This is a genomic window from Caulobacter radicis, from assembly GCF_003094615.1.
Lineage (GTDB): Bacteria > Pseudomonadota > Alphaproteobacteria > Caulobacterales > Caulobacteraceae > Caulobacter > Caulobacter radicis.
In genome coordinates this window covers 212,741-228,935 of sequence record NZ_QDKO01000032.1, presented here as the reverse complement: position 1 = coordinate 228,935, position 16,195 = coordinate 212,741, and the positions used below count along the sequence as shown (strand labels likewise).

The 16,195-nt window shown below is 69.7% G+C and carries 19 protein-coding genes; 10 read left to right on the top strand and 9 right to left on the bottom strand.

What is annotated here, in order from left to right; genetic code table 11:
• The first annotated feature begins 52 nt into the window (after positions 1 to 52).
• Both DDF62_RS18795 and DDF62_RS18790 read left to right on the top strand, forming a co-directional pair.
• Positions 53 to 1,036, top strand: a complete 984-nt coding sequence (locus DDF62_RS18795; RefSeq protein ID WP_116490505.1) for an NAD(P)H-quinone oxidoreductase — start codon at positions 53 to 55, stop codon at positions 1,034 to 1,036.
• A gap of 277 nt (positions 1,037 to 1,313) precedes the next feature.
• Complete coding sequence (locus DDF62_RS18790; RefSeq protein ID WP_116490504.1) at positions 1,314 to 2,027, top strand: DUF1013 domain-containing protein; 714 nt, start codon at positions 1,314 to 1,316, stop codon at positions 2,025 to 2,027.
• A 151-nt stretch (positions 2,028 to 2,178) separates the two neighbouring features.
• On the opposite strand, the gene DDF62_RS18785 is transcribed toward DDF62_RS18790, so the two are convergent.
• Positions 2,179 to 2,352 carry a YdcH family protein gene (locus DDF62_RS18785; RefSeq protein WP_058346543.1) on the bottom strand — a complete coding sequence of 58 codons (174 nt, stop codon included), beginning with the start codon at positions 2,350 to 2,352 and terminating at the stop codon, positions 2,179 to 2,181.
• Positions 2,353 to 2,485: 133 nt separating this feature from the next.
• Between DDF62_RS18785 and DDF62_RS18780 the strand changes: the two genes are divergently transcribed.
• The 3 genes from DDF62_RS18780 (at position 2,486) to DDF62_RS18770 (ending at position 3,861) form a co-directional block, all read left to right on the top strand.
• Positions 2,486 to 3,103: a UbiX family flavin prenyltransferase gene (locus tag DDF62_RS18780; RefSeq protein ID WP_116490503.1), complete on the top strand. Its 618-nt coding sequence runs from the start codon at positions 2,486 to 2,488 to the stop codon at positions 3,101 to 3,103.
• A gap of 5 nt (positions 3,104 to 3,108) precedes the next feature.
• A complete protein-coding gene (locus DDF62_RS18775; RefSeq protein ID WP_116490502.1) occupies positions 3,109 to 3,558 on the top strand; it encodes a TIGR02444 family protein in 450 nt (149 codons plus the stop codon).
• An 81-nt stretch (positions 3,559 to 3,639) separates the two neighbouring features.
• The gene (locus DDF62_RS18770) at positions 3,640 to 3,861 is read left to right on the top strand and encodes a YdcH family protein (RefSeq protein WP_116490501.1); all 222 of its coding nucleotides are present in this window, start codon (positions 3,640 to 3,642) and stop codon (positions 3,859 to 3,861) included.
• Between the two features lie 149 nt (positions 3,862 to 4,010).
• Here the strand turns inward: DDF62_RS18770 and cdd are convergent, their stop codons facing one another.
• Together cdd and DDF62_RS18760 are read right to left on the bottom strand one after the other, a co-directional pair.
• Positions 4,011 to 4,442 (bottom strand): cytidine deaminase, encoded by a 432-nt coding sequence (cdd, locus tag DDF62_RS18765; protein ID WP_116490500.1) that lies wholly within the window; start codon positions 4,440 to 4,442, stop codon positions 4,011 to 4,013.
• A gap of 89 nt (positions 4,443 to 4,531) precedes the next feature.
• Positions 4,532 to 4,804 (bottom strand): BolA family protein, encoded by a 273-nt coding sequence (locus DDF62_RS18760; protein ID WP_116490674.1) that lies wholly within the window; start codon positions 4,802 to 4,804, stop codon positions 4,532 to 4,534.
• Positions 4,805 to 4,862: 58 nt separating this feature from the next.
• On the opposite strand from DDF62_RS18760, the gene DDF62_RS18755 reads away from it, so the two are divergent.
• Positions 4,863 to 5,516, top strand: a complete 654-nt coding sequence (locus DDF62_RS18755) for a J domain-containing protein (RefSeq protein WP_116490499.1) — start codon at positions 4,863 to 4,865, stop codon at positions 5,514 to 5,516.
• Positions 5,517 to 5,520: 4 nt separating this feature from the next.
• Here the strand turns inward: DDF62_RS18755 and DDF62_RS18750 are convergent, their stop codons facing one another.
• The 3 genes from DDF62_RS18750 to DDF62_RS18740 form a co-directional block, all read right to left on the bottom strand.
• A complete protein-coding gene (locus DDF62_RS18750; protein ID WP_116490498.1) occupies positions 5,521 to 6,348 on the bottom strand; it encodes a hypothetical protein in 828 nt (275 codons plus the stop codon).
• 61 nt (positions 6,349 to 6,409) lie between these two features.
• Positions 6,410 to 6,715, bottom strand: coding sequence for a TonB family protein (locus DDF62_RS18745; RefSeq protein WP_116490497.1), 306 nt, complete (start codon positions 6,713 to 6,715; stop codon positions 6,410 to 6,412).
• 59 nt (positions 6,716 to 6,774) lie between these two features.
• On the bottom strand, positions 6,775 to 8,130 hold the full coding sequence (locus DDF62_RS18740) for a tetratricopeptide repeat protein (RefSeq protein WP_165832297.1): 1,356 nt from the start codon (positions 8,128 to 8,130) through the stop codon (positions 6,775 to 6,777).
• 401 nt (positions 8,131 to 8,531) lie between these two features.
• On the opposite strand from DDF62_RS18740, the gene DDF62_RS18735 reads away from it, so the two are divergent.
• Positions 8,532 to 9,017: a ribonuclease H gene (locus DDF62_RS18735; protein WP_116490495.1), complete on the top strand. Its 486-nt coding sequence runs from the start codon at positions 8,532 to 8,534 to the stop codon at positions 9,015 to 9,017.
• Between the two features lie 140 nt (positions 9,018 to 9,157).
• Here DDF62_RS18735 and DDF62_RS18730 read toward each other — a convergent pair whose 3' ends face one another.
• Entirely contained in the window at positions 9,158 to 9,535 is a 378-nt protein-coding gene (locus DDF62_RS18730) for a methylglyoxal synthase (protein ID WP_101720132.1), read from the bottom strand.
• A 169-nt stretch (positions 9,536 to 9,704) separates the two neighbouring features.
• On the opposite strand from DDF62_RS18730, the gene DDF62_RS18725 reads away from it, so the two are divergent.
• The 3 genes from DDF62_RS18725 (at position 9,705) to DDF62_RS18715 (ending at position 12,996) form a co-directional block, all read left to right on the top strand.
• Complete coding sequence (locus tag DDF62_RS18725) at positions 9,705 to 10,916, top strand: glycosyl hydrolase 53 family protein (RefSeq protein ID WP_116490494.1); 1,212 nt, start codon at positions 9,705 to 9,707, stop codon at positions 10,914 to 10,916.
• A gap of 71 nt (positions 10,917 to 10,987) precedes the next feature.
• Positions 10,988 to 12,163 (top strand): hypothetical protein, encoded by a 1,176-nt coding sequence (locus DDF62_RS18720; RefSeq protein ID WP_133244955.1) that lies wholly within the window; start codon positions 10,988 to 10,990, stop codon positions 12,161 to 12,163.
• 17 nt (positions 12,164 to 12,180) lie between these two features.
• The gene (locus DDF62_RS18715; protein WP_133244954.1) at positions 12,181 to 12,996 is read left to right on the top strand and encodes a hypothetical protein; all 816 of its coding nucleotides are present in this window, start codon (positions 12,181 to 12,183) and stop codon (positions 12,994 to 12,996) included.
• Here the strand turns inward: DDF62_RS18715 and DDF62_RS18710 are convergent.
• Positions 12,993 to 14,591, bottom strand: a complete 1,599-nt coding sequence (locus tag DDF62_RS18710) for a peptide chain release factor 3 (RefSeq protein WP_116490491.1) — start codon at positions 14,589 to 14,591, stop codon at positions 12,993 to 12,995. The genes DDF62_RS18715 and DDF62_RS18710 overlap by 4 nt on opposite strands.
• A 9-nt stretch (positions 14,592 to 14,600) precedes the next feature.
• Positions 14,601 to 16,190 (bottom strand): hypothetical protein, encoded by a 1,590-nt coding sequence (locus tag DDF62_RS18705; protein WP_116490490.1) that lies wholly within the window; start codon positions 16,188 to 16,190, stop codon positions 14,601 to 14,603.
• Positions 16,191 to 16,195 lie beyond the last annotated feature (5 nt).

Genomic DNA, 16,195 nt, shown 5'->3' with positions numbered 1-16,195 from the left:
CCATGAGACGCCTACCTAGGGCGCAACGCAAGCGCGACGGAGCGACAGGCCGATGTCCCAGACCATGACCGCGATCGAGATCGAGGGCGGAAAAGGGGCGGCCGACGCCCTGCGCCCGGTAGAGGTCGAACGCCCCACGCCTGGCCCCGGCGAGATCCTGATCCGGGTACGCGCGGCGGGCGTCAACCGCCCGGATCTCTTGCAGCGCCTGGGTTTCTACCCCCCTCCGCCTGGCGCGCCGAGCACGCTGGGGCTTGAGGTCGCCGGCGAGGTCGAGGTCGCCGCGGGACGCTGGAAGGTCGGCGACAAGGTCTGCGCCCTGCTGGGCGGCGGCGGCTACGCGCAGTACGCCGTGGTCGACGCCCGCCAGGCCCTGCCGATCCCCGAAGGCTTCGATTTCATCCAGGCCGCGGCCCTGCCCGAGACGGTCTTCACCGTCTTCGCCAACGTGTTCGAACATGGCGCGCTGAAGCCTGGCGAGACCATTTTGATTCATGGTGGCACGTCCGGTATCGGGACAACGGCGATCGCCATGGCCAAGGCGGCCGGCGCGACCGTCATCGCCACCGGCCGCGGCGCCGACAAGAAGGCCAAGGCGCTGGAATTGGGCGCGGATCTCGCCGTCGACGCCAAGACCGAGGACTTCGCCGAAGTCGCCAAGGCGGCCGGCGGCGTCGACGTGGTGCTCGACATGGTCGGGGCGGCCTATTTCGACAAGAACCTAGACGCCCTGAAGACCGGCGGTCGCATCGTCTATATCGCCGCCCTGGCCGGCGGGACGCTGGAAGTGCCGGTGATGAAGGTGATGCAGAAGCGCGCGGTGATCACCGGCTCGACCCTGCGCCCCCGCCCCGCCGACGAAAAGGCGCGCCTGGCGGCCGAGGTCGAACGCACCGTCTGGCCGTGGATCGCGGCCGGCAAGCTGACGCCGATCGTCGACGCCACCTTCCCCCTGGCCGAGGCGGCCAAGGCCCATGCGCACCTGGAAGCGGGCGAGCACGTGGGCAAGGTGGTGCTGGTGGTGCTGGTGGCGTGAGTATGTTCATCATCCGCGAGGTGTGAGCTCGCGCCTCAAGATGCTCCCCCTGAAGGGGGAGCTGTCGCGGAGCGACTGAGGGGGAGGTTGTTGCGGCGGCTCAGAGGCCGCTTCCCCCTCCGGCCCTTCGGGCCGCCTCCCCCTTCAGGGGGAGGATCGCGAGACGGACGACAGATGATCGATCCCCGTTCCCTTTCGCTTAGAACCGCATTATAGCTCGGTGTTGAACAACCCCGCCCGGCCGAAAGGTCGGGCGCCGTCATTTCTGGAGGACCGCATGTCCGACATCCTGATGCCCAAGGCGACCGCCGTCTGGCTCGTGGACAACACCTCGCTGAGCTTCGAGCAGATCGCCGACTTCTGCGGCCTGCACCCGCTGGAAGTCCGCGGCATCGCCGACGGCGAAGTGGCGCGCGACATCCGCGGCGCCGATCCCATCGGCAACGGCCAGCTGACCCGCGAAGAGCTGGATAAGGCCCAGGGCAACCCGAACTACCGCATGAAGGCGCAGGTCAGCCGTCACGCCGAGCTGCTGAAGCCGGCCAAGAAGGCCCCGCGCTATACCCCGGTGTCGCGTCGCCAGGACCGTCCGGACGCCATCGCCTGGTTCATTCGCCACCACCCGGAAGTGACCGACGCCCAGATCTCCAAGATCCTCGGCACGACCAAGGCCACCATCGAGCAGGTGCGCAACCGCACCCACTGGAACGCGGCCAACATCAAGCCGGTCGACCCGGTGACCCTGGGCCTCGTCGGCCAGCTGGAACTCGACGCCCTCGTCAAGAAGGCGGCCGAGAAGAAGGCCAAGGACGACGCCAAGAAGGGCATCGTCGCCGAAGACCCCACCCTGCGCCCGGCGGCCGAGACCGCCTACCTCACCGAGGAAGAGCAGGAAGAGCGCGACATCCGCGCCTCGCGCGCCGAACCCAAGGCCGAGGACGTGTTCGGCTCGTTCTCGGGCAATGTCGACGACGAGGACGACGAGGACTGATCCTCGTCCGAAACGGACAGCAAAAAGGCCCATCCGACGCTCGGATGGGCCTTTTCTATGCCTTTCGGCCGGAGCGTGCTCGCCACGCTCCAAATGTTCTTTGGGGGCGCCTGCTTATCCGTTTCCGACCTCCATCGGAAACGGGCAGGCTCTAATGGAGCCGGGCTCGAAGTCCCTCTATCTCCTCCTTGAGCCTGAGCTTCTGCCGCTTGAGCTCTCGGAGCCTGGTGGCGTCGCTACCCGGACGGTTGGTCTCCTCCTGAATCGTGCGGTCGAGGTTCTCGTGACGGGACCCCAGCTCGCGGATACGGGATTCGATGGCCATCGGTGAGGCCTCCTTTTGGGCTGTTGACCGAGGGAGTGAACACCCGCTGGCCCGGACTGTCAGATCACATATGATTGCAACCAGCAGCGCTTGACGTGGCGCCGCTTAATCCCGTGACGGACGAAAATTCACCATGACGGACGCCGCAGCCCCCGTTTCCAAGCCGCGCCTGGTCGTCGGCGTCTCCGGCGCCTCGGGGGCCCTTTACGGCCTAAGGGCCCTGGCCGCCTGCCGCGAGCTGGGCGTCGAGAGCCACCTCGTCATGAGCAAGTCGGCGGCCCTGACCCTGACCCAGGAGACCGGCCTTGCGGTCGGCGACGTCGCCGCCATGGCCGACGTCGTGCACCGCGTCGGCGACGTCGGCGCCTCGATCGCCTCGGGCTCGTTCCGCACCCTGGGCATGATCGTCGCCCCCTGCTCGGTGCGGACCATGAGCGAGATCGCCACCGGCGTGACCTCGTCCCTGCTGACCCGCGCCGCCGACGTGGTGCTGAAGGAGCGCCGGCCGCTGGTGCTGATGGTGCGCGAAAGCCCGCTGCATCTGGGCCACCTGCGCACCCTGACGCGCCTGGCCGAGATGGGCGCGGTGATCGCCCCGCCGGTTCCCGCGTTCTATGCCAGGCCCGCCTCTATCGAGGAGATGGTCGACCAGTCGGTCGGCCGCGCCCTCGATCTCTTCGGCCTCACCTGGGGGCCGGTGAAGCGCTGGGGCGAGGATCTGCCAACCGTCAATCAAGCGGACGAAAATTAACGGCCATGCGGTTCTGGGACTGGGCTCTTTCCGTCTATGCGCGACAGCCTGTCGCAGCCGCGTGCCTGCACCTGCAGGACGCCCACGGCCAGAACGTGCCGTTCCTGCTGTGGGCCGCCTGGGCGGCGCTGGAGGGACGCCCCGTCGACCTGCCGCGCGCCGCCGCCCTGGTGCGCGCCTGGGACGCCGAGGTCGGCGCGCCGTTGCGCGGCGTGCGGCGGGCGCTGAAGCCCACGCGTCGCGACGTGGACGACACCGCCCGCGACGCCTTCCGCGAGCAGATCAAGGCGGCCGAGCTGGCCGGCGAGAAGGTGCTGATGGAAAGCCTGGAGGCGACCTGCGGCCCGGTCGACGCCACGCGCGACGTCTACGGCGCCCTGCTGGCGGCGGCCCGCGCCACCGGCGACCCGCCGCGCGAGGCGGCCCTGGCGCGACTTGCCGACGCCCTCGGCTGAAGAACCAGACGGACCTTTACCGGCCGTCAGGCTTTGCTATCTATCACCGCCTTCGGACAGGGGCCCACGGGAGGAACGTCCATGAATGACGACGATCCTTCGGAAGACACCATCATCGCGGTGGAGCGTCGCCTGGCGACGCTGCGCGAGGAACACCAGGACCTGTCCGACGCCGTCTCGGCCCTGGAGGAACGCCCCCAGCCCGACATGCTGCAGATCGCCCGCCTCAAGCGCCGCAAGCTGGCCTTGAAGGACGAGATCGTGAGCCTGGAAGACCAGGTGACGCCGGACATTATTGCTTGATCCAAATGCTCTCCCTGAAGGGGGAGCTGTCGCGGAGCGACTGAGGGGGAAGGCACTGCCGACGAGCAGCCACCTCCACCTCATTGGAAACTTCCCCCTCCGGCCCTCCGGGCCACCTCCCCCTTCAGGGGGGAGGATCTTGTTGCCCCCTACTCCAGATCCCCCGGTCCGAACGCTTCGGGCAGCAGGCTCCAGAACGGCGTGCGCACGGTGGCCGCGCCGCCCTGCACCGAAACGATCTCGCAGGTCTTGGCGGCGAACTCGCCGATGCGCTGGCGGCAGGCGCCGCAGGGCTGGACCACGGCGTCGGAGCCGGCGGCGATGTAGACGCGCTCGATCCTGCGGCCGCCGGCGGTGATCATCGCCCCGATGGCGGTCTGCTCGGCGCAGGTGCCCGACGGATAGGCGGCGTTCTCGACATTGACGCCGAAATGCACGCCGCCCTGGTCGTCGACCACGGCGCTGGCGACGGTGAAGTTCGAATAGCGGGCGTAGGACCGCGCCAGATAAGCCGGCAGCCGCGCGGCGATGGCGGCCTCGTCGGAGCCTGGAATATCGGAAAAAGAACGTGCGGCGCTCATGCCATCCCTCGGGTCCCGGCAGGATCGCGCCGGGAACCGAGGCAATCAGTCGCGGGGCGGTTATGCAAGCGCAAACCGCACCTCCTGGTTCAGCTTTCGCCCGGCGCCAGGGCGACGATCGACAGGGCGTGCACGGGGCCGGCCATCTCCTCGCGCAGGGCCTGGAAAATCAACCGCTGGCGGGCCACGCGCGGCTTGCCGGCAAAGGCCTGCGCCTCGATCGTCAGGTTGAAGTGGCTCTCCCCGCCTTCCCGGTGCCCGGCATGGCCGTTGTGGCGATCGCTGTCGTCGACCAATTCCAGCCGAGTCGGCGAAAAGGCGGCGGTGAGCTTGGCTTCGATGGTGTCCGCAACGGCGCCCATGGCGATCTCCGGCATGTCAATCCTTGAACGGAAATAGCCTGCGCTTACTCTAAGCGCCATGAGCCGCGCGTTCGAGTACCGCCCCAAGTTCTTCGACATCCGAGTCCGCCCGCCCAAGCCGGGCGAGGAGGAGGGTCCGCGCGCGGACGACGTCTACAAACTCAAGCCCGGCCAGAAGCGCTGCGAGCATCCCGACTGCCTGCGCCCCGCGGAGGCCAAGGCGCCCAAGAGCCGCGACCTGCCCGGCCAATACTACAACTTCTGCCAGCAGCACGCGGCCGAATACAACAAGAACTGGAACTTCTACGCCGGCATGAACGAGGGTCAGATTCGCGCCGAGCAGGAGCGCGAGAAGATGACCGGCGGCCGGCCGACCTGGAGCATGAAGGCCGACGCCGGCTCGCGCGAGGCCGCCGCCGCCGCCGCCCGCGACGCCCGAAACATGGCCGACCCCTTCGGACTGTTCCGCGCCCAGCAGCGCCGCGCGGAATCAGCGGCCTCGGGCCGCGCCCTGGGCAAGCTGGAACGCCAGGCCCTGGCCGACATGGACCTGGACGTCGACGCCGACGCCGCGGCCATCCGCACGCGCTACAAGGAACTGCTCAAGCGCTGCCACCCCGACATGAACGGCGGCGACCGCAGCGCCGAGCACAAGCTCCAGCGCGTCATCAAGGCCTACAAGACCCTGCAGAAGTCGGGACTGGCGAAGTAGGCGCTCAGCGCGCCAGCCGGCGATAACCCTTGCCTTCGAAGTAGCCGGGCTCGTCGTCGGCCTCGGGCTTCACCGCCGGCACGGGCCGCGGGGCGTCGGGCGGGGCTTCCAGTCGCCAGCCCCGGTCGTGGACGAGCATGGCGCGGGTCGATTCGCCGGCCCGGAACTCGCAGACCATCTCCAGCCGATCGCGCTCCAGCCAGCGCGCCGGCTGGCAGGCCTCCTGGCTGTCGGCGACGAACTTCAGTCCATCGGGCCCGACCGCGAACACCGACAGGTTGGAGCCGTAGTCGTCATGGCCGGCGATCACCAGCCAACGCCCGTCAGGCGAGGCGCTGGGCAGGCCCTGACCGAAGGCGACGAGCTCGCCCCGGGCGTCCACCAGCATGGTGATCTCGTCGCCCTCGCCATGGAAGAAGCTGAGATAGGGATAGCGGCGCGGCCCCAGGACCAGCTCGCCCAGGAAACGCCAGCGGCTGCAATTGTCGAAACCCTCGCAGAGGTTGGCGTCGTCGGCGAACGAGGCCACGTCGCGCCCGTCGTGGCGAATGAAGAGGACGTCGCCCTCGCGACGCGCCAGACGCGGCGTCGCGGCGATGTGGCGAGCCTCCGCCTCCCTGCCCTCGCCCAGGCTTTCGCGCAGCAGGCGCTTCTCGTCGATCGCCATCTCGGCGAAGACCAGCGCGAACTCTTCGGAGGGCGTGGGGACATAGGCCGGCGCTTCCGCCGCCAGCGCGCGCTCGCGCCGAACGGCCAGGCCGCCGGCGACGGCGAGGCTTCCCGCCACCACGGCGAGCGCGATCAACCAGCCGGCGCGGTGCTCGGAAGCCATGGTCCAGCTTTAGGCGGAACCGGAGATGAAGGCGAGCCCGGAAGCGCGCTCGCCCTGCGATTTAGCGAATGCGGATGCGGATCGGCACGTCGATGAACGAACCGGCGCGGCTCTTGCCGTCCGGGCCCAGCAGCTCGACCTGGATCTGCGAGGCCATCTGCAGGGCCGCGTCGCCGACGCCCAGGTCGGTGGGGCTTTCGGCCTGGACGCTGCAATCGGTCAGGCCGCCGTTCGACTTGACCATGCAGCTGAGCAGGGCGACGGCTTCGCGCGGTTGCGCCACCTGGACCACGCGGGCCTGCGGCTCGGCTTGCAGGGCCGGAGCGGCGGTGGTGACGGCGGCGGCGAGAACGAACGAAGCGATCACTGTATCTTCCCTATGGTCTTGTCGGATGTCCCGTCAGGGCGTCCGCGTTTCATTTCGGGTCAGGCGGCGTTCGCCTGCTTGATCCGCTGCAACCCCTGGGCCGCCATGTCGGTCAGCGACCGCAGGCCAAGCTCGGCGAAGACGTCGAACGCCACGGCCAGGGCGGTGGCCGCGCGGTCCAGGCGCCCGTCGTCGCGGCCGGTGATCTCGACCCGGGCCTCGTAGAGGCGGGCCAGGTTCATCTGGGCCACGGCCCAGCCGGCCGGATCGCGCGCGCCCGGCTGCTCGGCCAGTTCGGCCTTGAAGGCCATCTCGGCGGCGTCGAGCACGGCCAGGTCCGCGGTCAGCTCGGCGCAGCGCGCCAGGCTGAGGGCGCGGTTGTTGGCGACGGCGGCGCGCAGGGTCAGCGCCGGCTGCACCTTCACGATGTGGGTGGCGCGGTCGAAACAGGTGACGGCCTGCTCGAAGCAGCGCTCGGAGGTCGTCGCCTCGCCCATGGCCTGCAGGGTCTCGCCCAGCGAGGCCTGGGCGCGGGCCCAGTCCAGCGGGCTGTGGCCGGGATCCAGCGGCTCCAGGGCCTGGGTCGCGGCCTCGACGGCGTCGGCGATCAGCGACAGCTCGCCGTCGAAATCGCCAAGCCGCGCCAGGGCCTCGGCCCGCATCAGTTCGAGGCGCGACCAGGTCAGGGGCTCGAAGTCGGGGTCCAAGGCGGCCAGCGCCGTCCGCGATTCGGACAGGGCGACCTCGACCAGGGCGCGGTCCTTCAGGCGCACGGCGCAAGCCAGCAGCAGGTCGATGCGGGCCGCGCGCTGTTCGGCCAGTTGCAGGCGCGCGCCGCCGGACTTGGCGCCGCGCTCGCCGGCCAGGATCGCCAGCGGCGCCTCGAAGGCCTGGGCCGCGGCCAGGGCGCGGTCGATGTCGTTGTCGGACAGGGCCATGCGGCCGTCGACGGCGGCCAGCAGGCTGGCGGCCAGGGCGGCGTGCGGGCCGTGGGCCGTCCTGGCCAGGGAAAGCGTGGCGCCGGCGGCGGCGTGCAGGCCCTCGTCGCCGAAAAGTTCGGCGCCCAGCATGGCCAGCACCGCCTGCTCGCAGCGGGCGGCGCAGACGAGGTCGGTCTTGCGTTCGGTGTCGGCCAGCCGGGCGGCGGCCTCGGCCTGGGCCGCGCCCTTGCGCAGGGCCGCGGCGTCGCCGGTGCGACGGGCCACTTCGCGCCAGACCACGGCGGCCTCCAGCAGACGCACCGCGCGGTCCTTGCAGCCGATCCGGCCGGCGGCGACGTCGGCGGCGCGGGCTTCGTTGGTCAGCAGGCGCAGGTCCATCAGTTCCAGCAGCGCGGTGTCGCCGCCGGTCAGGCCTTCCCGGTGCGCCGCGGCATGGGACATCCGTCCCTGGCCCTCGACGCCCAGAAGCCTCATCAGATCGCGCCCCACGAATTCGAACATCGCTCGCGTACTCCGCACCGGGATCGTCCCACCTCGGCACGGCCGGGATGGATTTGACGCGAGATCAGCAAAACCGGAGCCAACGCTCTTAACAAGGGGTTAACAGGTCTGAATCTGTCGTTAACCACGAATATTTAGATCACATTAACTTTGATCGCCGTCGCGGCCGGGAAATCGGGGATTTTGACCCATTTTGGCACGCTTTTTGCTTGATCGGCGCACAACCAGTGGATGGTGCGATCGCACAATTTATAACGGCGTTCACTAGTATAAAAATGACGTTAACTCTAAGATTTAGCACCTTGTTTACATTTCGTTCACGTTCGTGAACAGGCGGGATGGCGGATCGGCGCGCCAGGCGCTAGGAAACGGCCATGACCAGCCCTGCCTTGACCCTCTGGACCGCCGCCCTCTGCAAGCAGGATCCTGGCTATGGCGGCTGGGCGTTCGTACGGAAGATGGACGGCGAGTCGGGCGCGGCCGCGATCAAGGGCGCCGCCGGCGGCGAGCGACGGACCAGCCTGGCCAAGATGAGCCTGTCGGCCCTGATCGAGGCGCTGACCAGCCTGTCGGACCTGCCGGCCGACACGGCCGTGACGCTGCACTTCGCCGATCCGGCCCTGGCCGGCGAACTGGTCAGCAGCGACGGCGCCTACGCCACGGCCGAGCCGGAAGCCTGGGCCGCCGCCCGCGCCCTGGTCGCCGCGCGTCCGGTGCTGAACCTGGCTCCGCTGGCGACCAGCGCGCCGCAGACCGGCTTCCTGGCCGCCTGGGCCGAGTTCGGCCTGGACACGTCCAAGAGCCGCGGCAGCTTCAAGGCCGCGATCCCCAAGCCGAACCTGATGAAGTTTCCGGGGTGAACCGGAAGGGACCTCCCCCCGGGGGGGAGGCGATCGCGTAGCGATCGGTGGGGGGCGTGGCTACGGGGCCAACCAGCGCCCTGCCAGCTGAAAACTCCCCCCTCCGGCCTTCGGCCGCCTCCCCCACAGGGGGAGGTTCGTTACCCCAACCCCTTCACCACCAGCGTCGCCGTCGCCGGGTTGCAGGCGAACGGGATGTCGGCCAGCGTCGCCAGGCGGATCAGCGCCTTGACGTCGACGTCGTGCGGCTGGGGCGACAGCGGGTCGACGAAGAAGATCAGGATATCCAGCCGCCCCTCGGCGATCATCGCGCCCAGTTGCTGGTCGCCGCCCAGGGGACCGCTCTTGAGGCGGGTCAGTTGCAGCTGCGGCAAGGCCTCGAGCACCCGGCCGCCGGTGGTGCCGGTGCCGTAGAGGATGCTCTTCTCCAGGAAGGCCGCGTTCGCCTTGGCCCAGGCCACGAGGTCGGCCTTCTTGTCGTCGTGGGCCACGAGGCCGATGGCGAGCTGGCGGGTCATGCGGGGACGGCTCCGGTTGCGAACGTTCCTCCCTATAGCGGCTGGCGAGGCCGCCGCCAGCCCGACTGCGCCCTTCCCTTTTGGCGCGCATTGCCCTTAGGATACATATTGAAACGATATCTCAAATAATGAGACCGCGCACACAGGCGGTCCCTGGAGGAAGCCGCCGATGACCCTCGACCGCCGCGCCTTCGCCGCGGGCCTGACCGCCCTGCCCCTGCTCTCGGCCGCGCCCGTGGCCCTGGCCGCCACGCCGGGCGCCCGCCCCGGCCCGTTCCTGCTGGGCGCCGACATCACCTGGATCCCGCAGGACGAGGCCGACGGCGCGCAGTTCTTCGCCAATGGCCGCCGGCAGGACATTCTGGCGATCCTGGACGAGGCCGGCTTCAACGCCATCAAGATCCGCGTCTTCGTCAATCCCGAGAACGGCTACTCGGCCCAGCGCAAGACCGACCCGTGGGCGGGCCTGGGCCAGACCGTCGCCATGGCCAGGCGGATCAAGGCCGCCGGCATGCACCTGACGATCAGCTTCCACTACAGCGACACCTGGGCCGACCCGCAGAAGCAGGGCAAGCCAGCCGCCTGGAAGGACCTTTCGTTCGACGCCCTGGTCAAGGCGGTCGGCGACCATACCCGCCAGGTGCTGGGCGCGCTGGTCAAGGCCGGCGCCAGGCCCGACATGGTGGTGATCGGCAACGAGATCACCTTCGGCACGCTGTGGCCCGACGGCCGCGTGCCCCTGCCCGTTCCCACCGGCAACCCGGCCACCGACGCGGTGCACCTGAACGTTCCCGACGCCGGCGGCTTCGACAAGCTGGCCAGGCTGCTGAGCGCCGGGCTGGACGCCTCGCGCGAGACGGTTCCGGGCGTCAAGACCAGCCTGCACAACCACCTGGGCCGTCACTGGACGATCGTCAGCCACTGGATGGACAGCCTCTTGGCGCGCGGCGTGCGCTTCGACGCCACCGGCTTCTCCTGCTACCAGCAGGCGGCCGAGGGCGATTGGGCCAATACCTTCGCGCGCTTTGGCGAGCGCTACCGCGACCACGGCTTCTACGTGGCCGAATACTCCAGCCGGAAGCGCTACGTGAACGACCTGGTGTTCGATGCGCCGGGCCAGCGCGGCTGGGGCACGTTCATCTGGGAGCCGACCCGCCACCAGGAGGCGATCTTCGACCAGGACGGCAAGAACGCCGGCGAGGGCCCGCGCCCCAACCTGCTGTCGCAGGGCATCAACGCCGCCGAGGCCCCCGGCGCCCAGATCGCCGGCGCCCCGCCGCCGCATCCCGAAAAGACCGAGCACGGCGGCCGCTACGACGCCAACGCCTTCATGGAGCTCTACCGCCAGATGGCGCGGGACTACGGGCTGAAGAAGGGGTGATCCAGCGCGCTTGACCTTGCGCATTTTACACCCGTAACCTTCCCACTCTATCGAGCGGGGGAGGCCTGGCCGTGCGGCTATTGCGGGGGATGGTGCTGGCGGTCGCGCTGGCCGTGGCGTCGCCGGCCGCGGCGATGCTCGTCAGCGAGCCGCCGAGCCTGGAGCAGGTGCTGACCCCGGCAGGCGTCGCCGAATATCGCCAGGCGACGGCGGTGGCGCTGGTCCGCCCCAAGGCCGCATGGAACCCGCCCTGCTGGCTGGTCTCGCTGCTGTCGTGGGGCTCGTTCGGACGGGAAGGATCGGGCGACTACTGCGGCGAGCGCGAACGCTCCCGCCGCTATCGCCTCGAGGTAGTCGAGACGCTGAAGGGCGCCCCGCCCCGAACCATGCCCGCCAGGTTCCGGCACGACTATCCGCTGGATCCGGCTTTCATGCAGCGCGAGCGACCCGATCTGTGGATCCACGCCTACGACCTCGACGCCAAGCGGGCGGCGGGACGCCACGCCGGCTTCCTGTTCCTGCACCGCGGCCGCATCAATGATCGCCAGCTGGATGTCGAGGGCGTGTTCGACAGGCCGCGCGTCAGCGACGGGACCATCTCGCGTCCGATCCTCGACCCAGCTCTGGACTACCTCGTGTTCCTGAACGAACGGAGCGAGATCGATCATTGGGAGCCCGTCAATCGCGGCGGCGGCGATAGCGACCTGCTGGTCCAGCGCCTGCGGAAACTGCGCGCCGGGGTCCGCGACGCGGACGTGCGCCTGAGCGTCTCGCCAGCCGAGCTCTTCGGCCGCTTCTCGGACGGGGCGATCTACGAGGTTTCGGCCCCGTCCTGCCGCCCGCGTCTGGTCGGCGGTCACAGGATCGCATCGATGGACCTGCCGCTCGACCTGTTCGGCTCGGAACTGGTGGGCCCAGCCCTGCCCTGCCGCCCTGGCGATCCGCCGCGCCGCTACCTGGCCCTGAAGGCCGTGCCCGGCGACTGGTCGCCGTTCGGCTGGGACTGGTACGGCGCCGACGCTCGCATCCTGCCGATCGTCGACGGCAAGGTGCGCCCCGGCGATCTCGTCAGCCAGCTGCGCCTGACGCCTGCCGACCCGATCCCGGTGGACCGGGTGCTGGCCTGGCTCGGCAAGGGCCTCGGCGATACGGATCGGTGGACGGGGCGGCGCGACGAAGACCCGCCGCTGAGGGTCGACGCCGCCCGCGACAGGCCATATCTGCACGGACGAAATCCCGTCTCGTGACGCCTGGAGACCATAGCGTGAGTGAAGTGGAGATCGACGGGCGCCTGCTGCAACGCTGGCTGAAAAGCGACGCGGCCGACCCAGGCCTGCTGGCCGGCTGCGCGCTGGACGACGGCGAGGCCGACGAGCCCCTGCCGATCCTGGAAGTCGATCTCGCCCGCCAGACGCTGGTGTGCGGCGGGCCGAAGGGGCGCGTGCGGTTTCCGTTCGGGCGGCTGCTCGACGGCCTGCTGGTGGCGCCGAAGCCCGATCATCCCGCCGTCGCGGCGGTCAGGGCCGCCGTCTCGCCGCAGGAACGCGTTCACCAGAAGATGCGCGACGAACTCGGCCCCGAATATCCCAGGCCCTTCGCCTCGGTCGCCGACCTGGAGGCCGTCCACGCCGCCGAGATGGCCCGTCGCGACGGCAAGCTGCCCGAGCGCGCCCTGCGCGGTCCGTGGGTGCGGGCGCTGAAGCGGAATGAACTGCACCGCCAGGGCGCACAGCTGGCCCAGTCGTGGCGCGAACTGGCCAATTCCTGCGGCGCGCCGTGGTCGGACATCGCCCTGCACCTGGCCTGGTTCCAGCGCCAGGGCGGCCACCCCAACCGGGCGATCGAGACGGCGCGGGACTTCTGGCGCTCCAAGGCGCCCGCCTCCCAGACCGAGATCGCCATGCTGGCGACGGTGGAGGCGGCCGCCTGGATCGACCGCTTCGAGCGCAAGGGCGGCGCCCCGCCCGACCTGGTCGAGGCGCGCCGCGCGGCGGCCAAGGCCTACGCCATCTCGCCGACCGACCCGGAAATCCAGACCGTCTATCAGCGCCTGAAGGCGGCCGAGGCCGGTCCGGGCTAGCCCCGTTCCCTGGTCCGCTCGAAGCGCACCTTCGGATAGCGCTCGGCGACATAGCCGATCTCCCAGGCGCTCTTGCCCAGGAACACCGGCTGGTCGTCGATGTCGCGGCCCATGGCCGACTTGTGCTTGTTCTCGAAGTCCTCGACGTCGGCGCGCTCGCCGACCAGCCAGCGAGCCTCGGCATACGGGCTGGCCTCGAAGATCACGTCCAGCTGGTACTCGTTGCCCAGGCGGTCGGCCATGACCTCGAACTGCAGCTGGCCGACGGCGCCGACGATGAAGTCCGAACCGATCATCGGGCGGAACAGCTGGGTGACGCCTTCCTCGGCCAGGCCCTCCAGGGCCTTCTTCAGGTGCTTGGCCTTCAGCGGATCCTTGACGCGCACGCGGCGCAGGATTTCCGGGGCGAAGTTGGGCAGGCCGGCGAAGCGCAGGCTGCCGGTCTCCGACAGGCTGTCGCCCACCCGCAGGACGCCGTGGTTCGGAATGCCGATCACGTCGCCGGCGAAGGCGTCTTCCGCCAGCTCGCGGTCGCTGGCGAAGAACATGATCGGCGCGTTGACGCTCATGGCCTTGCCGGTGTTCTGGGCCTTCAGCTTCATGCCGCGCGTGAAGCGGCCGCTGGTCAGGCGCAGGAAGGCGATCCGGTCGCGGTGATTGGGGTCCATGTTGGCCTGGACCTTGAAGACGAAGCCGGAAACCTCGTTGTCGCCCGGGGCGACGTGGGTCTCGGCCCCGGCCTTGCTGGCCTTGGCGGGCTTGGGCGCGGGCGCGTAGGCGCCGATGCCGGCCAGCAGCTGGTCGACGCCGAAGTGGCGCAGGGCCGAGCCGAAGAACACCGGCGTCATGTGGCCTTCGAGGAAGCTCTGCACGTCGAACGGCTTGCCGGCCTCGGTGACCAGCATGGCGTTGTCTTCCAGCTCCGAGCGCTCCTCGGGGTCGAGGTACTGGACGATGGCGTTGCCGTTGAAGGCGACGGGGTCGGGGTGGCCCTCCTCGTCGGTCGAGCTCTTCTTGGCGTAGGGGATGAACTGCTGGCTGCGCAGGTCGAGCATGCCCTTGAAGCGCCCGCCCGAACCGGCCGGCCAGTAGAGCGGCGCGGGGTCCAGGGCCAGCTTGGAGGACACCTCGTCGAGCAGCTCGAACGGATCCTGGGCCTCGCGGTCCATCTTGTTGATGAAGGTGATGATCGGGATGTCGCGCAGGCGGCACACCTCGAACAGCTTCAGGGTCTGGGGCTCGATGCCCTTGGCGGCGTCCAGCACCATGACGGCCGCGTCCGCGGCGGTCAGGGTCCGGTAGGTGTCTTCCGAGAAATCCTCGTGGCCCGGGGTGTCCAGCAGGTTGAACATCAGGCCGTCGTGGTCGAACGTCATCACCGAGGCCGACACCGAGATCCCGCGCTCGCGCTCGATCTTCATCCAGTCCGACTGGGTGCGGCGCGCCTGGCCGCGCGCGCGCACGGCCCCGGCCGCGCGGATCGCCCCGCCGGCCAGCAGCAGGTTTTCCGTCAGCGTCGTCTTGCCGGCGTCGGGGTGGCTGATGATGGCGAAGGTGCGCCGACGGGCGGCTTCAGCGGCGGGAGAGGTGCTCATCCCGCGCAACTACCCCCCCGGCGCGTCCTTGTCACCTTCCCCCGAGGCCGCGGCGGCCGTCGAGGGCTTCAGCGCCTCGCCGTCGGCCTTGCCCTCGAGCGTCGACAGCAGCTGGGCCGCGCGCCTGGCCTGGGGCCCGCCGTGCGGATTGCCGGCCACCGGCTCCAGCAGCTCGCGGGCGAGCGCGTATTGCTTGGCGCGGATGAACAGGCGGGCGGCGTTGGTGCGGATGGCCGGGTTCTGCGGCGCGATCGTCGCCGCCCGGAAGACGACGTTGAGGGTGTTCTGCGACGGCTCGCGGTCCATCGACTTGGTCTCGGCGTAGCCATAGAGCGTCAGGTAGTTGTCGTCGTCGATCTTGTGGGCGCGGCCCAGATAGGTCGCGGCGTCGGCATAGACGGCCTTGGCCTTGTCGCGGTCGGCCGGGGTGCGGGCCATCCGCCGGGCGGTCTCCAGCCGGCTGTAGGCCATGACCTGCAAGGCTTCCAGGTCGCTGGGCCGCTCGTCCAGCAGGGTCTTGAGGATCGCCTCGCCCTTGGCGCGGTCGCCGAGATCGATCTCGGCCCGGGCCAGGGCCAAGCGGCTGTAGAACTCGCTGGGGCGCTTGGCCGCGATCTCCTGGAACTTGGCCAGCAGAGCCGGCGCCTCGGCCCTTGCCACGCCGCTCTTCAGGCGCTGGATCTCCAGGATCAGGTCGTCGGCGCCGGCCGGCAGGCGGGTGAAGGCGATCTGCGGCTTGGGCGGCTCGCGCGGGATGTCGAGCACCGGCAGCGACTTCATGTAGCCGCGCAGCGCCTTTTCCAGGGCCGCCGAGTCCTGGCCGTAGAGCTTGGTCCAGCTGGCCATGGGGTCCTGGTGATCGCGCACCAGCTCCAGATAGTCCTGCAGCTTCTTGCGGCGCTCCCGGTCACTCCAGATGTAGTGGGTCAGGAGCCAGGATTGGGCGTAGAAGGTCAGGGCGTCGTCGCGGTCGAACTGCGTGGCGCGCTTGGACAGGATGTCCGACATCGGCAGCCACTTGTCGTCCAGCAGCGAGCGGGCCCGCCCGCGGCTGAAATCGCCGATCCGCGCCCGCTTCATCTGCAGGTCGATGGTCTTGTAATACTCGGCCAGCCCCTCGACCATCCAGCCCGGATAGGCGTCGGGGAAATACTGCATCATGAAGTGGTGCGTATACTCGTGCAGCACCGTGTCATCGCCGTTGTTGCGGTCGTACTGGTTGCTGTCGTCGCGGATGGCCAGGACGAAGATGTCCTCGACGCTCGTCATGTAGAGGCCCTGCAGGCGCTCGTCGGCGTTCGGGATCACCCGCCGCAGCTCGCGCGAGCTGGACAGCAGATAGAGCGGCAGCTTGCGCGGGGTCTCGGCGTCGGTCTTGCCGTGCAGCCGCCGCAGGATGGCGTCGAAGTCCTCGAGCATCGTCACGTAGCGGCGGACCAAGGCCTCGCTGCGGTCGGAATAGACGATGAAGTGCTCGCTCTCGCCACGGATCCAGCGGCCGGGCGCGTCGGCCTGGACCACGGGCGGCGCGCCCGGCGCGGGCGGCGCGCCTGGGCCCTGCCCCCAGGCCGGGGCCAAGGCGCCCAAGGCCGCCGCCATGACCA

What these genes read in the sequence shown, in the direction of transcription:
- DDF62_RS18735 (WP_116490495.1), top strand. Translation starts at nt 8,532, where the DNA reads ATGACCAGCCCTGCCTTGACCCTCTGGACCGCCGCCCTCTGCAAGCAG.
- DDF62_RS18775 (WP_116490502.1), top strand. Translation starts at nt 3,109, where the DNA reads ATGCGGTTCTGGGACTGGGCTCTTTCCGTCTATGCGCGACAGCCTGTC.
- DDF62_RS18760 (WP_116490674.1), bottom strand. Translation starts at nt 4,804, where the DNA reads ATGGGCGCCGTTGCGGACACCATCGAAGCCAAGCTCACCGCCGCCTTT.
- DDF62_RS18750 (WP_116490498.1), bottom strand. Translation starts at nt 6,348, where the DNA reads ATGGCTTCCGAGCACCGCGCCGGCTGGTTGATCGCGCTCGCCGTGGTG.
- DDF62_RS18730 (WP_101720132.1), bottom strand. Translation starts at nt 9,535, where the DNA reads ATGACCCGCCAGCTCGCCATCGGCCTCGTGGCCCACGACGACAAGAAG.
- cdd (WP_116490500.1), bottom strand. Translation starts at nt 4,442, where the DNA reads ATGAGCGCCGCACGTTCTTTTTCCGATATTCCAGGCTCCGACGAGGCC.
- DDF62_RS18705 (WP_116490490.1), bottom strand. Translation starts at nt 16,190, where the DNA reads ATGGCGGCGGCCTTGGGCGCCTTGGCCCCGGCCTGGGGGCAGGGCCCA.
- DDF62_RS18785 (WP_058346543.1), bottom strand. Translation starts at nt 2,352, where the DNA reads ATGGCCATCGAATCCCGTATCCGCGAGCTGGGGTCCCGTCACGAGAAC.
- DDF62_RS18790 (WP_116490504.1), top strand. Translation starts at nt 1,314, where the DNA reads ATGTCCGACATCCTGATGCCCAAGGCGACCGCCGTCTGGCTCGTGGAC.
- DDF62_RS18710 (WP_116490491.1), bottom strand. Translation starts at nt 14,591, where the DNA reads ATGAGCACCTCTCCCGCCGCTGAAGCCGCCCGTCGGCGCACCTTCGCC.
- DDF62_RS18770 (WP_116490501.1), top strand. Translation starts at nt 3,640, where the DNA reads ATGAATGACGACGATCCTTCGGAAGACACCATCATCGCGGTGGAGCGT.
- DDF62_RS18740 (WP_165832297.1), bottom strand. Translation starts at nt 8,130, where the DNA reads ATGAGGCTTCTGGGCGTCGAGGGCCAGGGACGGATGTCCCATGCCGCG.
- DDF62_RS18780 (WP_116490503.1), top strand. Translation starts at nt 2,486, where the DNA reads ATGACGGACGCCGCAGCCCCCGTTTCCAAGCCGCGCCTGGTCGTCGGC.
- DDF62_RS18755 (WP_116490499.1), top strand. Translation starts at nt 4,863, where the DNA reads ATGAGCCGCGCGTTCGAGTACCGCCCCAAGTTCTTCGACATCCGAGTC.
- DDF62_RS18795 (WP_116490505.1), top strand. Translation starts at nt 53, where the DNA reads ATGTCCCAGACCATGACCGCGATCGAGATCGAGGGCGGAAAAGGGGCG.
- DDF62_RS18725 (WP_116490494.1), top strand. Translation starts at nt 9,705, where the DNA reads ATGACCCTCGACCGCCGCGCCTTCGCCGCGGGCCTGACCGCCCTGCCC.